Source organism: Listeria rocourtiae subsp. hofi, assembly GCF_963575615.1.
Classification (GTDB): domain Bacteria; phylum Bacillota; class Bacilli; order Lactobacillales; family Listeriaceae; genus Listeria_A; species Listeria_A hofi.
This window is the reverse complement of record NZ_CAUYTL010000002.1, coordinates 27,393-42,352: the sequence shown is the minus strand read 5'-3', so window position 1 is coordinate 42,352 and position 14,960 is coordinate 27,393. Positions and strand designations below refer to the sequence as shown.

The following is a 14,960-nucleotide window of genomic DNA, read 5'->3' as shown; positions in this document are numbered from 1 at the left end:
AGCCTCATCCGAACTACTTCTTTTTGTATTGACACAACCTCTCCGCAAGCGTCCCCGTATGCAACTCAAACAAATGATTATCAAAATCGTAAAAATAAATCGAATTCGCCTCGCCGATAACTCTTGGCCGCCCCGCTTTCATCTCCAATCCCAATGCCTCAATCCGTCCTAAATAATCCTCATACTCCGCATCCTCAATCTTAAAGGCGATATGATTATACGTCCTGCTTGGCAAACTCTCCCCTTCCATAATCGCAATCCATAAACCTCCTAGCAAGAAAAATTTTTCCCGTGACATGGAATATGTATCATCACCACTTGCATAAACCTCTTCCGCATCAAAAACCTTTTCAAAAAACTCGCTCGCTTTTTCCAAATCTTCGACAATAAACGTCATATGGCTCAAACCTTCCATGACAATCACCTCCTTCTCCATACTACAAAACGTATCCACTTTGAGCAACTAATTTCCCAATCTCACTCAATCGCCGTACAATAAAATAAAAACGAGGTGATTCCAAATGAACTTAACCTTCACACCAGAAGCGATTTCACGTGTCAACGCCTTACGTGGTAATCTTCCCGGCAAACTATACCTTTATTATTTAACAGAAGGCTGTGGCTGCGAAAACAGTGGTATTTTCACATTAAAACTAGCCACAGAAACAACACCAGAAGACATAGAGTTCTCATCCAACTTAGGCCCGATACTCATTGCACGCTGGACAACTGTTTTCCTAGAAAAACAACTAAAAATAGACTACGATACCAAATCCAACGCTCTCATCTTAAAAAGCGACGGACAATTCTACAATCGTAACCTCCTACTCATGGATGCTGACAATAATTATATTTACACACCAAAAAATGAGCAGTAACCTCAACAAGAGATTTCTGCTCATTTATCTACTTAAGCCAACGCTTCTTCCACTGCTTTATACTCATATCCCAAATCATCCGCAACCGCTTTATACGTCACGTAACCACCAACCGTATTCACACCTTTATACAGCGATAAATTCCCAAGAACTGCATCAGCAAGCCCTTTATTGGCGAGTGTCAATCCGAATTGCAATGTCGCATTGGTAAGCGCAATTGTCGAAGTACGTGGTACAGCACCTGGCATATTCGCCACTGCATAATGCACCACGCCATGTTTTTCATAGGTTGGGTCATCATGTGTCGTCACACGATCCGTCGTTTCAAAAATACCACCTTGATCAATCGCAATATCCACAATTACAGCGCCTGGTTTCATTTGCTTCACAAGATCCTCTTTCACCAGTTTAGGAGCACGCGCACCTGGAATCAATACCGCGCCAACGACTAAATCAGCCTTCTTTACAGCAGTTTCGATATTAAATGCATTACTCATCAATGTCGTAATTTGGTTACCAAAAATGTCGTCCAACTCACGTAAACGGTGCAAATTCAAATCAAGAATCGTTACATTCGCTCCAAGTCCAATCGCCACTTTTGCTGCGTTTGTTCCCGCCATTCCGCCGCCAATGATAACTACTTCTCCGCGCTCCACACCCGGCACACCACTAAGCAAAATACCGCGACCGCCATTATTTCGTTGCAAAAATTGCGTCCCAATCTGCGCTGCCATACGACCAGCAACCTCACTCATCGGGCTAAGTAATGGTAATGTACGATCATCTAGTTCTACTGTTTCGTAAGCGACACTGTTTACCTTATTCTCTGTAAGTGCCTTCGCAAGTTCTGGCTCATTCGCCAAATGTAAGTACGTGAATAATAACAATCCTTCACGGAAATAGCCGTATTCCGATGCAATCGGTTCCTTCACCTTCACAACCATGTCCGCTGCCCAAGCCTCTGTTGCTGTTTCCACAATCGTCGCGCCTGCCGCAACGTAATCCTCATCGTGAAAAGCTGAACCTAGACCGGCATTAGTTTCCACTAGTACTTTGTGACCTGACTGCACATAAGATAAAACACTGGCCGGTGTCATTGCTACCCGATTTTCATTATTCTTAATTTCTTTTGGAACACCGATTAACATAAGAATCTCCCCTTTTAAGTAAATTAGCCCATTAAGTATGCGCTTACAAAACAAGAATAACACAGATGACCCGAATTGTAAAAAAATACGGGTTAAAAAATTTTGCAATGCTTTTAATGGTTGTTTTCACAAAAAAAGGGTACAATACAAGTATAAAAAGATTTTCCAAAGTGTCGCAAAAATTGTCTCCCGTGAAAGTCCCGCCAAACCCCAGCGTGTCGACAAATGCTTAGACTCTAGGCAAAGTCGAGCACTGGAGCGGAATGTACGACCTGTACATGAGCACCGGCGCACAGACTTTAACGATGAAGATAAGTGTTTGTCGACACGCTGGGCAGGAGGGATTTAGAATGTTACAACAATACAGTAGAGTTTTAGTTGCAGTCGACGGATCAAAAGAAGCAGAAAGCGCATTCCAAAAAGCAATTCAAGTTGCAAAAAGAAATGAAGGATCACTTGGACTTGTCCACGTTATTGATACGCGTGCATTCTCATCCGTTGCGAATTACGATACTTCAATGGCTGACAAAGCTACAGAATATGCAGATGAATTATTAAATGGATATAAAGATGATGCGCTAAAACAAGGTGTTACCAATGTCGAAACATATATCGAATATGGTTCACCAAAAACTGCCATCACAAAAGAAGCTGCCAAAGCCTTTAAAGCCGACCTTATCATGTGTGGTGCGACTGGTCTAAACGCGGTAGAACGTTTACTTATCGGTAGTGTTTCTGAATACATTATCCGCCACTCTCCTTGCGATGTACTTGTCGTAAGAAATGAAGACCCTGTGTACAAAGATTAAAAGTTATAAATAAGCGATTTCCCATCAAATTTCGGGAAATCGCTTATTTTATTGATTAATTTTTTCACGAATCGCCAACATTCTATCTTCAAGCGTGGCTAGTTCATGTGCACAGTTTTCAAGTTCGATACCAAGCTCGGTATCGCCGAATTCTTTTTTATACCGCAAGGAATGTTCTAGGCTTGCCCAATAATCCATCGCGATGGTACGGATTTGCACTTCAATTCGGTAAGCTTCCTTACGATCCGATAAGAAGATAGGCACTTCCAAGATTAAATGCAAGCTACGATATCCATTTTCCTTTGGGGTTTTGATATAATCTTTTGTCTCGATCAGATAAACATCATCTTGCTTTGTCAGCATTTCAGCTAACCAATATATGTCATCCGTGTACGAGCAAATAACGCGAATTCCTGCTACATCATTTAGCGTATCTCGAATATTATCTACTGTAATTTCTTTTTCTTTTTTCAGCAGTTTTGTACCGATACTAGCTGGCTTTTTAATTCTAGACGTAATAAATTGAATCGGATTGCGGTCTTCCTTCAGAGCCATCTCATCATTTAAAATATCCAGTTTTGTTCTGACCTCACGAATAACAGATTGGTAACACGTCATTAGACTTCTGAACTCGTCCAAATGCTGCATACCTTCATTTAATTTAGGATCATTCCCCATCCATACTTTAAAATCTTCTAAAAGAGCACTGTTCATCTCATTGCCGCCTTTACAGTTTTTATATTTACTTAATGTATCGTAACATAACACTAGGTAGATATCTAATCATAGCGCTAACTCTTCCTATATTCTCATTTTTCAAATTCACAATTACGCCATAAAAAAAGAAAGCAACTGCCATCAGAGGTAGCTACTTTCTTTAACTTTAGCGTTGTGCGCGAATAACTTCCACGTCGCGTGCAATCATTAATTCTTCATTTGTCGGAATAATGATGACCTTGACTGGTGAATGCGGGTAGTTAAGGAATGCTTCTACGCCACGAACTTGATTAAGCGCTGGATCCCAGTAAACGCCCATGAACTCAAGGCCACGAAGTACGCGTTCACGAATGTATGAGCTGTTTTCGCCGATTCCAGCCGTGAAGATAATCGCATCGACACCGTTCATACGCGCTGCATACGAGCCGATATATTTATGGATACCATCAACAAAAACGTCAAGCGCTAATTCCGCACGATCATTTCCTTTTGCCGCTTCACTTTCAAGATCACGAAGATCACTTGAAATACCTGATACACCAAGCATACCTGATTCTTTATTCAAAACATCAAGCACTTGTTCTGCTGACTTTCCTGTCTTTTCCATAATAAATGGAACAAGCGCAGGATCAATATTACCAGAACGAGTTCCCATCGAAACACCAGCAAGCGGTGTGAAGCCCATTGATGTATCCATCGATTTCCCGCCTTCGATAGCAGCAATACTTGCACCATTTCCTAAGTGACACGTGATTAGACGTAACTCTTCTTGTGGACGGCCAAGTAAATCAGACGCGCGTTCTGTCACGTATTTATGGCTTGTTCCATGGAAGCCATATTTACGAATGCCATAATCTTCGTAGTAATTGTACGGCAAGCTGTAAAGGTAGCTTGATGGTGGCATTGTTTGATGGAAGGCTGTATCAAAAACAGCTACTGCCACAATATCAGGCAAGACTTTACGGAAAGCTCGGATTCCAGTGACATTCGCCGGGTTGTGAAGTGGCGCAAGCTCAGATAGCGCTTCGATGTCTGCAATAACTTGATTGGTGATGTAAACTGATTCTGTAAATTTTTCACCACCATGGACGACACGATGACCAACACCCGTAATTTCGTCATATGAACTAATAATATTATGCGAAATTAGTTTGTCTAGCAACATTTGAACCGCGACTTCATGATCCGGAATGTCCGTTACTTCTTTAATTTTTTCATCATCGACTGAAATTGTAAAAATCGAATCTTTCAAACCAATACGCTCGACGATTCCCGCCGTAATAACAGTTTCTGATGGCATATCATATAGTTGGAATTTTAGTGAGGAGCTCCCAGCATTAATTGCAATTGTTTTTTCCATGTTTATTTGATCCATTCCCTTCAACTACTTGTTTTCGTTAAACCAGTTTTCAATTTTAGCTAATATGTTTGCCGTCGCTTTTGGATCGGTCAAACTCGGCAGGTTAGCGAGCAATACCTCTTTTGGTGGCTCTATATCATCTGCCCCTTTTTGCAGTATAAGAATACTTTTCCGAGCGTTCTCAGATGCAAAAAGTGTCTCAGGCAATTGTAGAATCCCTTGAATGTGTCCATGTTTTTTGATAAACCTGTCCACTTTCGCGAAATCTGCCGTTCCAAACATTGCACTTGGCACGAGGAAAAATAAATACCCTCCCGCTTTCGTGTACCGCATACCTTGTTCAATAAATAAGAAATGGGCAAAAGAATGACCATCATCACGGCTAAGTTCAAATGTCTTAGCACGCGTATCGTCCGGATAATACCCTACCGGCAAGTCACTGACAACAACATCAACCGGATCAACAAGCAAATTACCTAGACCATCTTGATGTAAAAGTTGAATTGGTTGACGCTCCAAATCAGCACCGACGTAAGCAAGCGAAATGAGCAAATCATCAACATCAACACCAGTAGCATCGAGTTCTAATTTACCTTCCAATTGATTGACAATCGTTGCGATTAAGTTACCTGTCCCACACGCGGGATCAAGCAAACGGATTTGTTTCTTGCCAGCAAAAGCTTTATCCACTAAATAACCCATAATGAACCCAATTGAGTCCGGCGTCATTTGATGGTTCACTTGAATGCCGTGCTTCATACCTTTTAAGAGTGCAAGTTGATAACTCTTACGGATATCTTCTTTTGCAAACTCCTCCAACTGAACAGAACTATACCACTCTTCCAGATTCAGTGTCGCCTCAGCAGAAAGTTCATCCTTTTGAAGTACCTCTTTCTGAAATAAATTCTCTCCTGTCTCATAAACAGCCTCCAGATAACTCATTTCGAGCTCGTTCTGAATAATGATTGCTGTATCATCAAGAACACGGAATAATTCCTCAACTGTTGCATTTGTCAAAAGTGAACACCTCGAATTCCTTCATTTCTAACACCAATTAAACATTATACAGCATTTCTAGTCAAGATGACAGCATTTTATACTATCAAAAAACAAGATTTGTAATAAAATGAGCAAGCACTTTATTTTTGTCGATTTTCTTGCTAAATAACTTGTTGTTATAGTATACAGTTCAATTATGACTATAACAGAAAAAACTAGCGATCCAAATATGGAATCACTAGTTTTTAGTCATTATTTCGCTTCTTTTGCCTTTGAAATGGCTGTTTCGTAATCCGGATGATTAGTTCCTTCACCTACGTATTCTGCATGAACCACTTTATTGTTACTATCAAGCACAAATACAGAACGGGCAAGCAAGCGTAATTCCTTCATTACAACACCATATGCCTCACCAAATGAAAGATCGCGATGATCAGAAAGTGTAATCACATTTGGAAGTCCTTCTGCTGCACACCATTTCTTTTGTGCAAATGGTAAATCGACTGAAATTGTAAGTATCGCTGTATTTTCAAGACCTGAAGCTTCTTCATTGAACTTACGTGTTTGTTGCGAGCATACACCTGTATCAATTGACGGAATCACACTAATTATCTTCACTTTGCCATCATAATCACCTAATGTTACTGGTTCTAAGCCTTGATTTAAAACCGTGAAATCTGGCGCCGTATCACCAACTTTTACTTCTTTACCAATCAACGTCATTGGATTTCCCTTAAATGTAACTTCTGCCATTCTGAATTGCCTCCTTTGATTTATATCTACGCCTTCTATTTTACCGAACTGTTTGGTGTTGTACTATTTTTTTGCCTATAGTAGAGCAATTTCCAATATTCCCAAGCCTCTAAATACCGCTTTAAATCTTCTGGATGATGTAAAAGACAACGTGCAATTCGAATGTAAAGACCTACCAAAACAGAGCCATACAGCTCACCCGCAAAGCTTTTATCAAAAAATGAAAGGCCATACTGTAGCGTCTCCTCATCTAAACTATCCGGTGACGAACAAAACGCAAAAATAAAATCGTACATTGGGGGGCCAAACAGATGAAGTGGGTCAATAACACCGCAAAGTGCCCCTTCCTGAAAGAGAAAATTATGTACGCCGCAATCACCATGAAGTAAGTATAAATCCTCTCGTGGCTGGCTCCGAACAACTTGCATAATGAGCGTCGCATCTTCATCCGATAAATGTGACCCAATAATCGCCTCTGCCCCCATTACTTCCTGCTGCAAAAATTTCTTCCAGCTAAACTGCTCTTGCCACTCCTGCACAATCGGTTTATAGTTGTTGATTAATCCTAGCGTCAAATCCTGTAACATCTTCCTTTTTTCCGGTCGTGCAATCAATGTATCCCCTTTCAAAAAAGCATATACGACATACTCTTTTGCAGCATACACTAACCTCGGCAAAAGAGTGCTATCTTCGTAAAATTGTAGAAATACCGCTTCCCAATAAATGAGGTTCGGAGTATTTCCTTTCACAACATAGGATTGGCCATTCTTACATTGTATTTTAGCAACAACACTTGATGTCCCACCACTCAAATAGTCCCATGCGATAATATCTGAGCCAAGCGTACCCTTTCGCAATAATTCATCGACAATCGATTCCATGTTCATGATACCGACTCCTTTCAAAAAGAACTCACAAGCCAAGCCCGTAAGTCCCTTTTCGAATGCTATTTCCACTCTTTATCCAATTTCAAATACCCTTCATGTACAACTGCTGTTCCTTCTAACAAATCTGCAATACCTTGCTTTTTCGGCGTAAACGCACAGACGACGTATAATCCCCAAACAACTGAGGTGACGAACCGCAGAGCACCTTCGCGAAATAATACCGTTCCCCACGTCAACTTCTCTGTTTTCAGTGAAATAACACGAATGCCGAAAATCATTTTTCCAAGCGTCTGCCCCCAAACTTTTGTCATCACGATAAAATAGGCAAGAAAAGCGACTGTCACGAGCGCACCATAAATCGCGAAAAACGAGCCATCCATTTTCCAATCTGCTAGCCGAAAAACTGGGCTAATTAAGATTGCAGTAACTGCCGTTGTTGCGAGCAAATCAACCAAATAAGCCATAAAACGAATCCAAAATCCTGCGTAATATTGCGATGGGAAGCCAATTTTTTCATCTTTTGGAGGCTCATATTTAAAAACTGGACGCTCCGTATGTTGCAACGTTTCCTGTTCCATTTGAACTCCTCCTTTATTTACCATATAAATACATCAAACGTGGTGCTTCCATCATATTCATCAATTGTAGCGCTTGATGTGCCTCACTTTTTTGACCAACAATTTGGCTGACCGATGTAGAGAATAGTGAAGCAAAACCGCCACCACTCGAATCATATTCGAATACTTCTGCACCTTTTAAGTTTTTGTCTTTCTTCAGTGCATCCAGCGTTTGTTCTTCATAGCCGAATGCATCGATCAAACCATTTGCCTTCGCTTGACGACCATCATAAATCCGACCATCTGCAATTTTGCGGACTTCGGCTTCTGTCATGCCACGACCTTGCGCCACGACTTTCACAAATTCACCGTAAGAATCATCAATCATCGACTGCATAATCGCTTTTTCTTCCGCTGTCATTGGTCGTGAGGAACTCATAATGTCTTTGAATTCGCCACTTTTGATCGTATTATCGGAAATCCCAACTTTTTTCATCAACTCACTGAAATCATATCCTTGCATAATAACACCAATGGAGCCTGTTAGCGTTTCTGGACTCGCAAAAATCTTGTCGGCTGGCGCGGAGACGTAATAACCGCCTGAGGCCGCCATGCTACCAAATGAAGCATAAACTGGCAACTTCTTCTCTTTTTTTATCTGTAAAATTTTATCGCGAATTTGGGCCGATTCCACAACGCCACCACCTGGTGAATTCACGTTTAAAACAACGCCGGCAACTGTACCATCTTCACGAATTTGCTCCAATTGATCCATGAAATCTGAATGATTATAACCTTCACTACCTCCAAAAAGCGAATCACTCGAACCGGTGTCTTGAATAGCACCATCAATATGAAGCACCGCAATCCGTTTATCTGTATTACCATCCTCAAGTACTAGTTCAGTCATTTCTGAGTCCATCGCCGCTAATGATTCTGCCCACGACATTGTATACTCGTCATCGCTTGCTAAGAGCGTACTCGTAATCTTTGTAATCCCGCTTACTACTAATAACGCTGCGACAATACCAATCGCAATCCATCTTTTTGCATTCACAATTTTTCCCCCTTTTTTATTACCATAGCACTATCATAACGGAAAATGAACACTTTTTACAGCGAAACTTGAAAAATTCTTATTTTTTACAAGATTAGTAGTGAGCATTCGTGTTATAATGAGATGGAGATTGAATTAATTAAGAACTCTGGAGGTTTTTAGTATGGCTGAAACAATTTTTTACTTTTCTTATCGTAAAACAGAAGAATTACAGAAACATGCTGATGAACTAAAAAAAGTAACCAAAGAATATGGTTTTGAAGTGACTGATGATTTCGAAGTAGCAACGGCGATTATTAGTATCGGTGGCGATGGGGCCTTCTTGAAATCCGTGCGCGAAACTGGTTTCCGTTCCGATTGTTTATATGCAGGTATCGCCTTGACAGAACAACTTGGACAATATTGCGATTTTCACGTACACCAAATTGATGAAATTATTAAAGCTGCAGCAGAAGATCGCTGGCTTGTTCGCCGTTACCCAACCATTTACGGCACGGTGAACAATTCAAAAGCTTTTTATGTTCTAAATGAGTTCAATATCCGCTCCTCGATTATTCGTACGCTACAAATTGATGTATATATTAATGATAGTCTGTTTGAAACGTTCCGTGGCGATGGCATGGTCATTTCAACACCAACTGGAAGTACGGCTTATAACAAATCAATTAATGGCTCGATTGTCGATCCATTACTGCCATCGATGCAAGTTAGTGAGCTCGCTTCCATTAATAATAACCGCTTCCGTACTCTTGGCTCTTCATTTATTTTGAGCCCAAAACGTAAATTGCGTCTTGATATGCGAGCGAATGGCGTGAATGACTTCCCGATTATGGGCATGGATTCCGAAGCACTTAGCATTCAACATGTAGAGGAAATTAAGTTAGAAGTTGGCGATCGATTTGTCAACATTATCAAATTGCACAATAATTCATTCTGGGATAAAGTAAAGCGTAATTTCCTGTAACATCTAAAAATATAAGCTTGTTCGCCGATTCATACAATGGCAAACAAGCTTATATTTTTATCAAAAAGCACGATTCCAAATGTCTGAAATCGCGCCCGTTTGTTTATTTTTCCCACGCATCTTTAAAATCTTGCCAACTACCAAAATAATACTTAACTATACGATAATCGTCAAAATCCGTCATTTTTGGTGTTCTACCTAGGATTCTGATAATTTCTTTTGCCTCTTTAATGTAACGCTCTTTAATCTCCTGTCCTTCGCCTTCAGGAGCTACTAACGATAAACCTGCCGCATTCAAAAATTCTTCCCATGAACCGAAGCTTTTTGTCGCTGCTCCAACGCCTGGGAATTCTGATGCTGCTCCGATTGGTGGCCTGCCAAGTACTTTTGTAATCCGATTCACTTCTTCTATCAAATATTCATCCGTATATCTTTTTGCCGCCAATTTAATCAACCTCTCGATATTAAATATTTCACTTTATGTCGCATTCGCTAGTATGATTCTAGATTCTCGCAAAACTTCTCTGCTTCAAAACGCATCTATCTGGATACTTATGCCCACGTTAAGAATAGCTGATAACTCGTCTGGGCTGAGCAATCCTCCGCGCCTCCTAATCATACCATTAACAATAACGATAGGCAAAACCTTTAATCCAGCGTGTCAACAAACACTCATTTTCGTCGTTAAAAACTCCGTTCCAGTGCTCACGTACTCTAGTACGCTCCGCGCTTGTACTCATTTTTGCCTAGAAACTAAGCATTTGTTGACACGCTGAAGTTTGGTGGGACATCATGTGAAGTAGTTTTTCTACAGTCTAAACCTTTAATCCTTTTGCTTCAAGTTCTGCATGCACAAGTTTATTTTCTAAAAACGGGATTTCCGAGTCTGATTTTATGTACAACTGAGTCTCAACTTCCACATTACTATAATCGAGATGCTCCTTTTTAAGCATGTTTTGATGGAAACATTTAAAAATTTCGAGCTCGATATTTTCGTCATCGCACAAGCAATAATAACTGATTTCTACTTTTTGCATGGCCTGATTACTCCCCTAACTAGTCAGAAATAAAGATGCGATACCTATATATCACTCTAAAAGTTCTCTCTGTTCGTTTATTTTTTCCCAGTTGAGCCAATACCACCACGATCCGCATTTCCAAGAGTTGTAACTTCAGCGATGCGAACTTCTGGCATCTTGGCCATAATTCTAAACTGACAAATTCGGTCACCTTTTTCGATAACGGTGTCGCGCATTGCGATTGCCGGGAATTTCCAGAAATCATTCTCACCACAGTAGCTTTCATCAATAACTCCCATACTATTGGTTTGAATAATACCAAAATGCTTATACGTACTAGAACGTGGTACAACATGCGCTTCATGCCCTTCTGGTAACTCCATTGCAACACCAAGATCGATTAATTTGTAATCACCAGCTGCTAGATGCACCTCCTCATTCGCGTATAAATCAATCCAATCTCCTTGTTCGATTTTATTTAGCCTTGCTTCTTGATTTGATGCATATTTCACTTTGATTTCCAATTTTATCACTCCACTACTTTAATTCTATTATTCGTCTATCCTACCATACATCCACCACTTAAGAAAAGCACCTTCCCCATAAAAAATAACCTCAGAATATCTCCAAGGTTATCTTTTTCTATCATTTTAGGTTCTTGTTATCTCCACATAATCCGCTGATGGGCTGAGAGCCGCTCGAAAATCCGTTTCTGTGTTTATAGTATGAATAAATCTAGGTATCTTGTCATCTTGTACTTTGAGTTTGATACTTCCAATTTCATTCAGAATAGTAAAATAGTTTGTGTTTATTTGGAAGCGCTTGAAAACCGCTATCATACGCTCCATTCCTAACCATCCTCCCATTAATATTTTAAACGTTCCCATACATTTCCATTCTATCGTTCTGTATAGGAACTGTCAAATAAAATACAACGAGTTTATTTAGAACTTCCTCAACTTATCCTAAAATCATCACCAATAAAGCTTTTTGCGCATGAAGTCTATTTCCAGCTTGTTGGTAGACAAGGGAGTGTTTCCCATCGATAACCTCAGAGGAAACTTCTTCCTCACGATGCGCCGGCAAGCAGTGGAGAAAGTGATAATCTGCTTTTGCATGCACTACTAGTCCTTTTGTCACAGCATAACCTTCAAAATCAGCCAAACGTTTTGCATTTTCTTGTTCTTGTCCCATGCTCGTCCAGACGTCTGTATATACAAAGTCAGCATCAGTAACCGCAACAACTGGATCGGTTGTGATTTGTATTTTTGCACCTGTTTTAGTAGCAAGCTGTAGCGCTTGATCTAGAACTTGCGGATTCGGCTCATATCCTGCAGGCATTGCACACGAAATATCTAATCCAACCATAGCTGCGGCAAGTAATAAGGAATGGCAAACGTTATTTCCATCTCCAATATACGCAAGCTTTACCCCATCAAATGTATGTTTCACTTCTAAAATTGTCAGCAAGTCGGCAAGTGCTTGACATGGATGGTGCAAATCTGTCAGCCCATTAATAATTGGAATCGATGCGTGCTCAGCAAGCTCCTCTACACCTTCATGGCTAAACGTGCGAATCATTACGGCATTGATATACTCGCTCAAAACGTGCGCTGTATCTTTAATCGGCTCACCACGCCCAATCTGCAATTCCTTTGAGGACATTACAATCGCCTGTCCACCTAATTGCAACATCCCTGCTTCAAAAGAAACCCTCGTCCGCGTCGATGACTTATCAAAAATCATTCCTAAAATCTGACCACTTAAAGTATGGCTATAATGCGCCGGATTTGTCTTAATCGCCAGCGCTAACTGCACCAATTCTTCAATCTCTTCGTTGCTCCATTCCAACAAGCTCAACATATCTTTTCCTTTAGTTGCTTCTTTAGGATATACCATTATTGCATCCCTACTTCCTGTTTTATTAAAACGGATTCTATCAAATTCGCTGCATGTAATAGTTCTTCTTTCGTCACCGTTAATGGTGGTAGAATTCGCAATACATTCAACCCAGCCGTTAATGTCAGCAATCCTTGTTCTTGTAGCGCCTTGACAGCAGATCCTGCCTCTGTTTCTAATTCAATCCCGATCATCAATCCATTTCCACGAATTCCAACGACATGCGTGGCCAGTTTTTCGGCAAGAAGCTGTTGAAAAAAAACTCCTTTTTCGGCTACATCAGCCAGGAATGCCTCATCAAAAATAATATCAATCACCGCATCCGCCGCCGCCATCGCGATTTTATTCCCACCAAATGTCGAGCCGTGAACGCCAGGTCCAAATGTTGCAGCCAGCTCGGATGATCCAACCATTGCGCCTACAGGCAAGCCGTTACCAAGCCCTTTTGCCAGTGTAAAAATGTCTGGTTCAATGCCTGCATGCTCAAATGCAAAACGTTTTCCAGTACGGCCCATTCCAGTTTGAACTTCATCGATAATAAGTAAGGCACCATGTTTTTGGCATAGTTCGGATGCTCCAGCTAGAAATTCTCGTGTTGCCGGAAGAACTCCGCCTTCGCCTTGAATAACTTCTAGCATAACCGCTGCTGTTTTTGCCGAAATCGTATTCTTTAGCATATCTAAATCATTGTATGGTAAGTATGTAAAACCTGGGAGAAGTGCACCAAAACCATCATGTATTTTCCCTTGCCCCGTCGCTGTCATCGTTGCGATTGTTCGGCCGTGAAACGACTGCTGAAATGTGATAATTTCATCGCGACCTGTATGTTTTTTAGCTAATTTTAACGCAGCTTCATTAGCCTCAGCCCCACTATTACAGAAAAACACGACACGCTCACTATTTGCCGTTAGCTTTGTCGCTACTTGCTCTTGAATATTACTTTCAAATAGGTTCGATGTATGCCAAATTTGGCTAAGCTGTTTTTGCACAGCGTCTAGAACTATTTCGTGACAATGCCCCAAATTACATACAGCAATGCCTGATGTAAAGTCCAGATACGTCTTCCCATTTGCGTCTTTCACAACGGTTCCCTTTCCTTCTACAATTTCGATAGGAAATTTAGCGTACGTTGGAAATAAATTACTCATCCTATCTTCACTCCTTCGCTTATTATTGTCCCCTTTTTTGTGATTTCATTCGTAATAGCTACTTGCCCAACGCCTTGTATGACAGCATTTTTCGCACTTTTAAGCTTTGGAATCATCCCGCCTGTGATAACGTCTGTTGCGAATAAATCATCCAAGTCCGTAACGTCAATATGTTCCATCATTTCTCCCGCATCAAGAACACCAGCAACATCCGTCAGTAAAATTAATTGTTCTGCTTGAAGTGCTACTGCTACCGCACATGCAGCTAAATCTGCGTTGACATTTAGCCATTGTGTTGCCGTTGCTAAGCCAAGAGGAGCAATGACTGGAACGATTTTTTTCGCAGTTAAGCTTTGAATTAAATCCGTCTCTACATGTGTGATTTCACCAACAAATCCAAGGTCGCCATCTGATAATTGCTCTGCTTGCATCAAGCCTGTATCACCCGCGTGTAAACCAATCGCCGAGATGTGTTGCTCTAAAAGTGCCGTTACAATTTCCGGTTGCACTTGTCCAATCAAGACCATTTTCGTTACCGCGAGCGTCTCTTTCGTTGTAACTCGCAATCCCGCCTTTGTTTCAACTGGAATCTGCAGAGCCTCCATCATTCTATTAATCTGCACACCGCCCCCATGAACAAGAACGACCTGCTTACCATTCTTTTGCCACGTTTTAATCTGATTGAAAAAACCTTCATGTAGATGACTTCCCGCGATGCCACCAATTTTCACAACAATAATGCCACTCATCTCATTCACCCCTTAT

At 40.8% G+C, this 14,960-nt stretch carries 19 protein-coding genes; 3 read left to right on the top strand and 16 right to left on the bottom strand.

Going from position 1 to position 14,960, the window contains the following annotated elements:
• Positions 1–13: 13 nt before the first annotated feature.
• Entirely contained in the window at positions 14–436 is a 423-nt protein-coding gene (gene fosX / locus R8925_RS01580) for a FosX/FosE/FosI family fosfomycin resistance hydrolase (RefSeq protein ID WP_430539390.1), read from the bottom strand.
• A gap of 85 nt (positions 437–521) precedes the next feature.
• Between fosX and R8925_RS01575 the strand changes: the two genes are divergently transcribed.
• Positions 522–878 carry an iron-sulfur cluster biosynthesis family protein gene (locus tag R8925_RS01575; protein WP_430534184.1) on the top strand — a complete coding sequence of 119 codons (357 nt, stop codon included), beginning with the start codon at positions 522–524 and terminating at the stop codon, positions 876–878.
• A 32-nt stretch (positions 879–910) separates the two neighbouring features.
• Here the strand turns inward: R8925_RS01575 and ald are convergent, their stop codons facing one another.
• Entirely contained in the window at positions 911–2,026 is a 1,116-nt protein-coding gene (ald, locus tag R8925_RS01570; protein WP_430534183.1) for an alanine dehydrogenase, read from the bottom strand.
• A gap of 350 nt (positions 2,027–2,376) precedes the next feature.
• Here ald and R8925_RS01565 point away from each other — a divergent pair, with 350 nt between their 5' ends.
• On the top strand, positions 2,377–2,835 hold the full coding sequence (locus tag R8925_RS01565; RefSeq protein ID WP_036066705.1) for a universal stress protein: 459 nt from the start codon (positions 2,377–2,379) through the stop codon (positions 2,833–2,835).
• Positions 2,836–2,883: 48 nt separating this feature from the next.
• Here R8925_RS01565 and R8925_RS01560 read toward each other — a convergent pair whose 3' ends face one another.
• The 7 genes from R8925_RS01560 to sppA form a co-directional block, all read right to left on the bottom strand.
• Complete coding sequence (locus tag R8925_RS01560; protein ID WP_430534182.1) at positions 2,884–3,549, bottom strand: GTP pyrophosphokinase; 666 nt, start codon at positions 3,547–3,549, stop codon at positions 2,884–2,886.
• A 169-nt stretch (positions 3,550–3,718) separates the two neighbouring features.
• Positions 3,719–4,912 (bottom strand): acetate kinase, encoded by a 1,194-nt coding sequence (locus R8925_RS01555; RefSeq protein WP_430534181.1) that lies wholly within the window; start codon positions 4,910–4,912, stop codon positions 3,719–3,721.
• A gap of 24 nt (positions 4,913–4,936) precedes the next feature.
• Positions 4,937–5,929, bottom strand: a complete 993-nt coding sequence (locus R8925_RS01550; protein ID WP_430534180.1) for a class I SAM-dependent methyltransferase — start codon at positions 5,927–5,929, stop codon at positions 4,937–4,939.
• Between the two features lie 234 nt (positions 5,930–6,163).
• A complete protein-coding gene (gene tpx, locus R8925_RS01545; protein WP_430534179.1) occupies positions 6,164–6,664 on the bottom strand; it encodes a thiol peroxidase in 501 nt (166 codons plus the stop codon).
• 35 nt (positions 6,665–6,699) lie between these two features.
• The gene (locus tag R8925_RS01540) at positions 6,700–7,551 is read right to left on the bottom strand and encodes a phosphotransferase (RefSeq protein ID WP_430534178.1); all 852 of its coding nucleotides are present in this window, start codon (positions 7,549–7,551) and stop codon (positions 6,700–6,702) included.
• Positions 7,552–7,610: 59 nt separating this feature from the next.
• Entirely contained in the window at positions 7,611–8,129 is a 519-nt protein-coding gene (locus tag R8925_RS01535; RefSeq protein ID WP_430534177.1) for an RDD family protein, read from the bottom strand.
• A 13-nt stretch (positions 8,130–8,142) separates the two neighbouring features.
• Entirely contained in the window at positions 8,143–9,165 is a 1,023-nt protein-coding gene (gene sppA, locus R8925_RS01530) for a signal peptide peptidase SppA (RefSeq protein ID WP_430534176.1), read from the bottom strand.
• Between the two features lie 163 nt (positions 9,166–9,328).
• Here sppA and R8925_RS01525 point away from each other — a divergent pair, with 163 nt between their 5' ends.
• Positions 9,329–10,129, top strand: a complete 801-nt coding sequence (locus R8925_RS01525; RefSeq protein ID WP_185342403.1) for an NAD kinase — start codon at positions 9,329–9,331, stop codon at positions 10,127–10,129.
• Positions 10,130–10,232: 103 nt separating this feature from the next.
• On the opposite strand, the gene R8925_RS01520 is transcribed toward R8925_RS01525, so the two are convergent.
• The 7 genes from R8925_RS01520 to argB form a co-directional block, all read right to left on the bottom strand.
• On the bottom strand, positions 10,233–10,574 hold the full coding sequence (locus tag R8925_RS01520; RefSeq protein WP_430534175.1) for a homing endonuclease associated repeat-containing protein: 342 nt from the start codon (positions 10,572–10,574) through the stop codon (positions 10,233–10,235).
• A gap of 370 nt (positions 10,575–10,944) precedes the next feature.
• Positions 10,945–11,166 carry a hypothetical protein gene (locus tag R8925_RS01515; RefSeq protein ID WP_430534174.1) on the bottom strand — a complete coding sequence of 74 codons (222 nt, stop codon included), beginning with the start codon at positions 11,164–11,166 and terminating at the stop codon, positions 10,945–10,947.
• Positions 11,167–11,243: 77 nt separating this feature from the next.
• Complete coding sequence (locus tag R8925_RS01510) at positions 11,244–11,678, bottom strand: dUTP diphosphatase (RefSeq protein ID WP_430534351.1); 435 nt, start codon at positions 11,676–11,678, stop codon at positions 11,244–11,246.
• A gap of 120 nt (positions 11,679–11,798) precedes the next feature.
• Positions 11,799–11,996: a hypothetical protein gene (locus R8925_RS01505; protein WP_430534173.1), complete on the bottom strand. Its 198-nt coding sequence runs from the start codon at positions 11,994–11,996 to the stop codon at positions 11,799–11,801.
• Between the two features lie 112 nt (positions 11,997–12,108).
• On the bottom strand, positions 12,109–13,050 hold the full coding sequence (gene argF / locus R8925_RS01500; RefSeq protein ID WP_430534350.1) for an ornithine carbamoyltransferase: 942 nt from the start codon (positions 13,048–13,050) through the stop codon (positions 12,109–12,111).
• Entirely contained in the window at positions 13,047–14,195 is a 1,149-nt protein-coding gene (argD, locus tag R8925_RS01495) for an acetylornithine transaminase (RefSeq protein ID WP_430534172.1), read from the bottom strand. Before argD ends, argF begins: the two co-directional genes overlap by 4 nt.
• Positions 14,192–14,944 (bottom strand): acetylglutamate kinase, encoded by a 753-nt coding sequence (argB, locus tag R8925_RS01490; protein WP_430534171.1) that lies wholly within the window; start codon positions 14,942–14,944, stop codon positions 14,192–14,194. The genes argD and argB overlap by 4 nt, the downstream gene beginning before the upstream one ends.
• Positions 14,945–14,960 lie beyond the last annotated feature (16 nt).

Bases quoted from the DNA above. Each gene is read 5' to 3' on its own strand.
- fosX (WP_430539390.1), bottom strand. From the start codon at position 436: ATGGAGAAGGAGGTGATTGTCATGGAAGGTTTGAGCCATATGACGTTT.
- R8925_RS01575 (WP_430534184.1), top strand. From the start codon at position 522: ATGAACTTAACCTTCACACCAGAAGCGATTTCACGTGTCAACGCCTTA.
- ald (WP_430534183.1), bottom strand. From the start codon at position 2,026: ATGTTAATCGGTGTTCCAAAAGAAATTAAGAATAATGAAAATCGGGTA.
- R8925_RS01565 (WP_036066705.1), top strand. From the start codon at position 2,377: ATGTTACAACAATACAGTAGAGTTTTAGTTGCAGTCGACGGATCAAAA.
- R8925_RS01560 (WP_430534182.1), bottom strand. From the start codon at position 3,549: ATGAACAGTGCTCTTTTAGAAGATTTTAAAGTATGGATGGGGAATGAT.
- R8925_RS01555 (WP_430534181.1), bottom strand. From the start codon at position 4,912: ATGGAAAAAACAATTGCAATTAATGCTGGGAGCTCCTCACTAAAATTC.
- tpx (WP_430534179.1), bottom strand. From the start codon at position 6,664: ATGGCAGAAGTTACATTTAAGGGAAATCCAATGACGTTGATTGGTAAA.
- R8925_RS01540 (WP_430534178.1), bottom strand. From the start codon at position 7,551: ATGAACATGGAATCGATTGTCGATGAATTATTGCGAAAGGGTACGCTT.
- R8925_RS01535 (WP_430534177.1), bottom strand. From the start codon at position 8,129: ATGGAACAGGAAACGTTGCAACATACGGAGCGTCCAGTTTTTAAATAT.
- R8925_RS01525 (WP_185342403.1), top strand. From the start codon at position 9,329: ATGGCTGAAACAATTTTTTACTTTTCTTATCGTAAAACAGAAGAATTA.
- R8925_RS01515 (WP_430534174.1), bottom strand. From the start codon at position 11,166: ATGCAAAAAGTAGAAATCAGTTATTATTGCTTGTGCGATGACGAAAAT.
- R8925_RS01505 (WP_430534173.1), bottom strand. From the start codon at position 11,996: ATGGAGCGTATGATAGCGGTTTTCAAGCGCTTCCAAATAAACACAAAC.
- argD (WP_430534172.1), bottom strand. From the start codon at position 14,195: ATGAGTAATTTATTTCCAACGTACGCTAAATTTCCTATCGAAATTGTA.
- argB (WP_430534171.1), bottom strand. From the start codon at position 14,944: ATGAGTGGCATTATTGTTGTGAAAATTGGTGGCATCGCGGGAAGTCAT.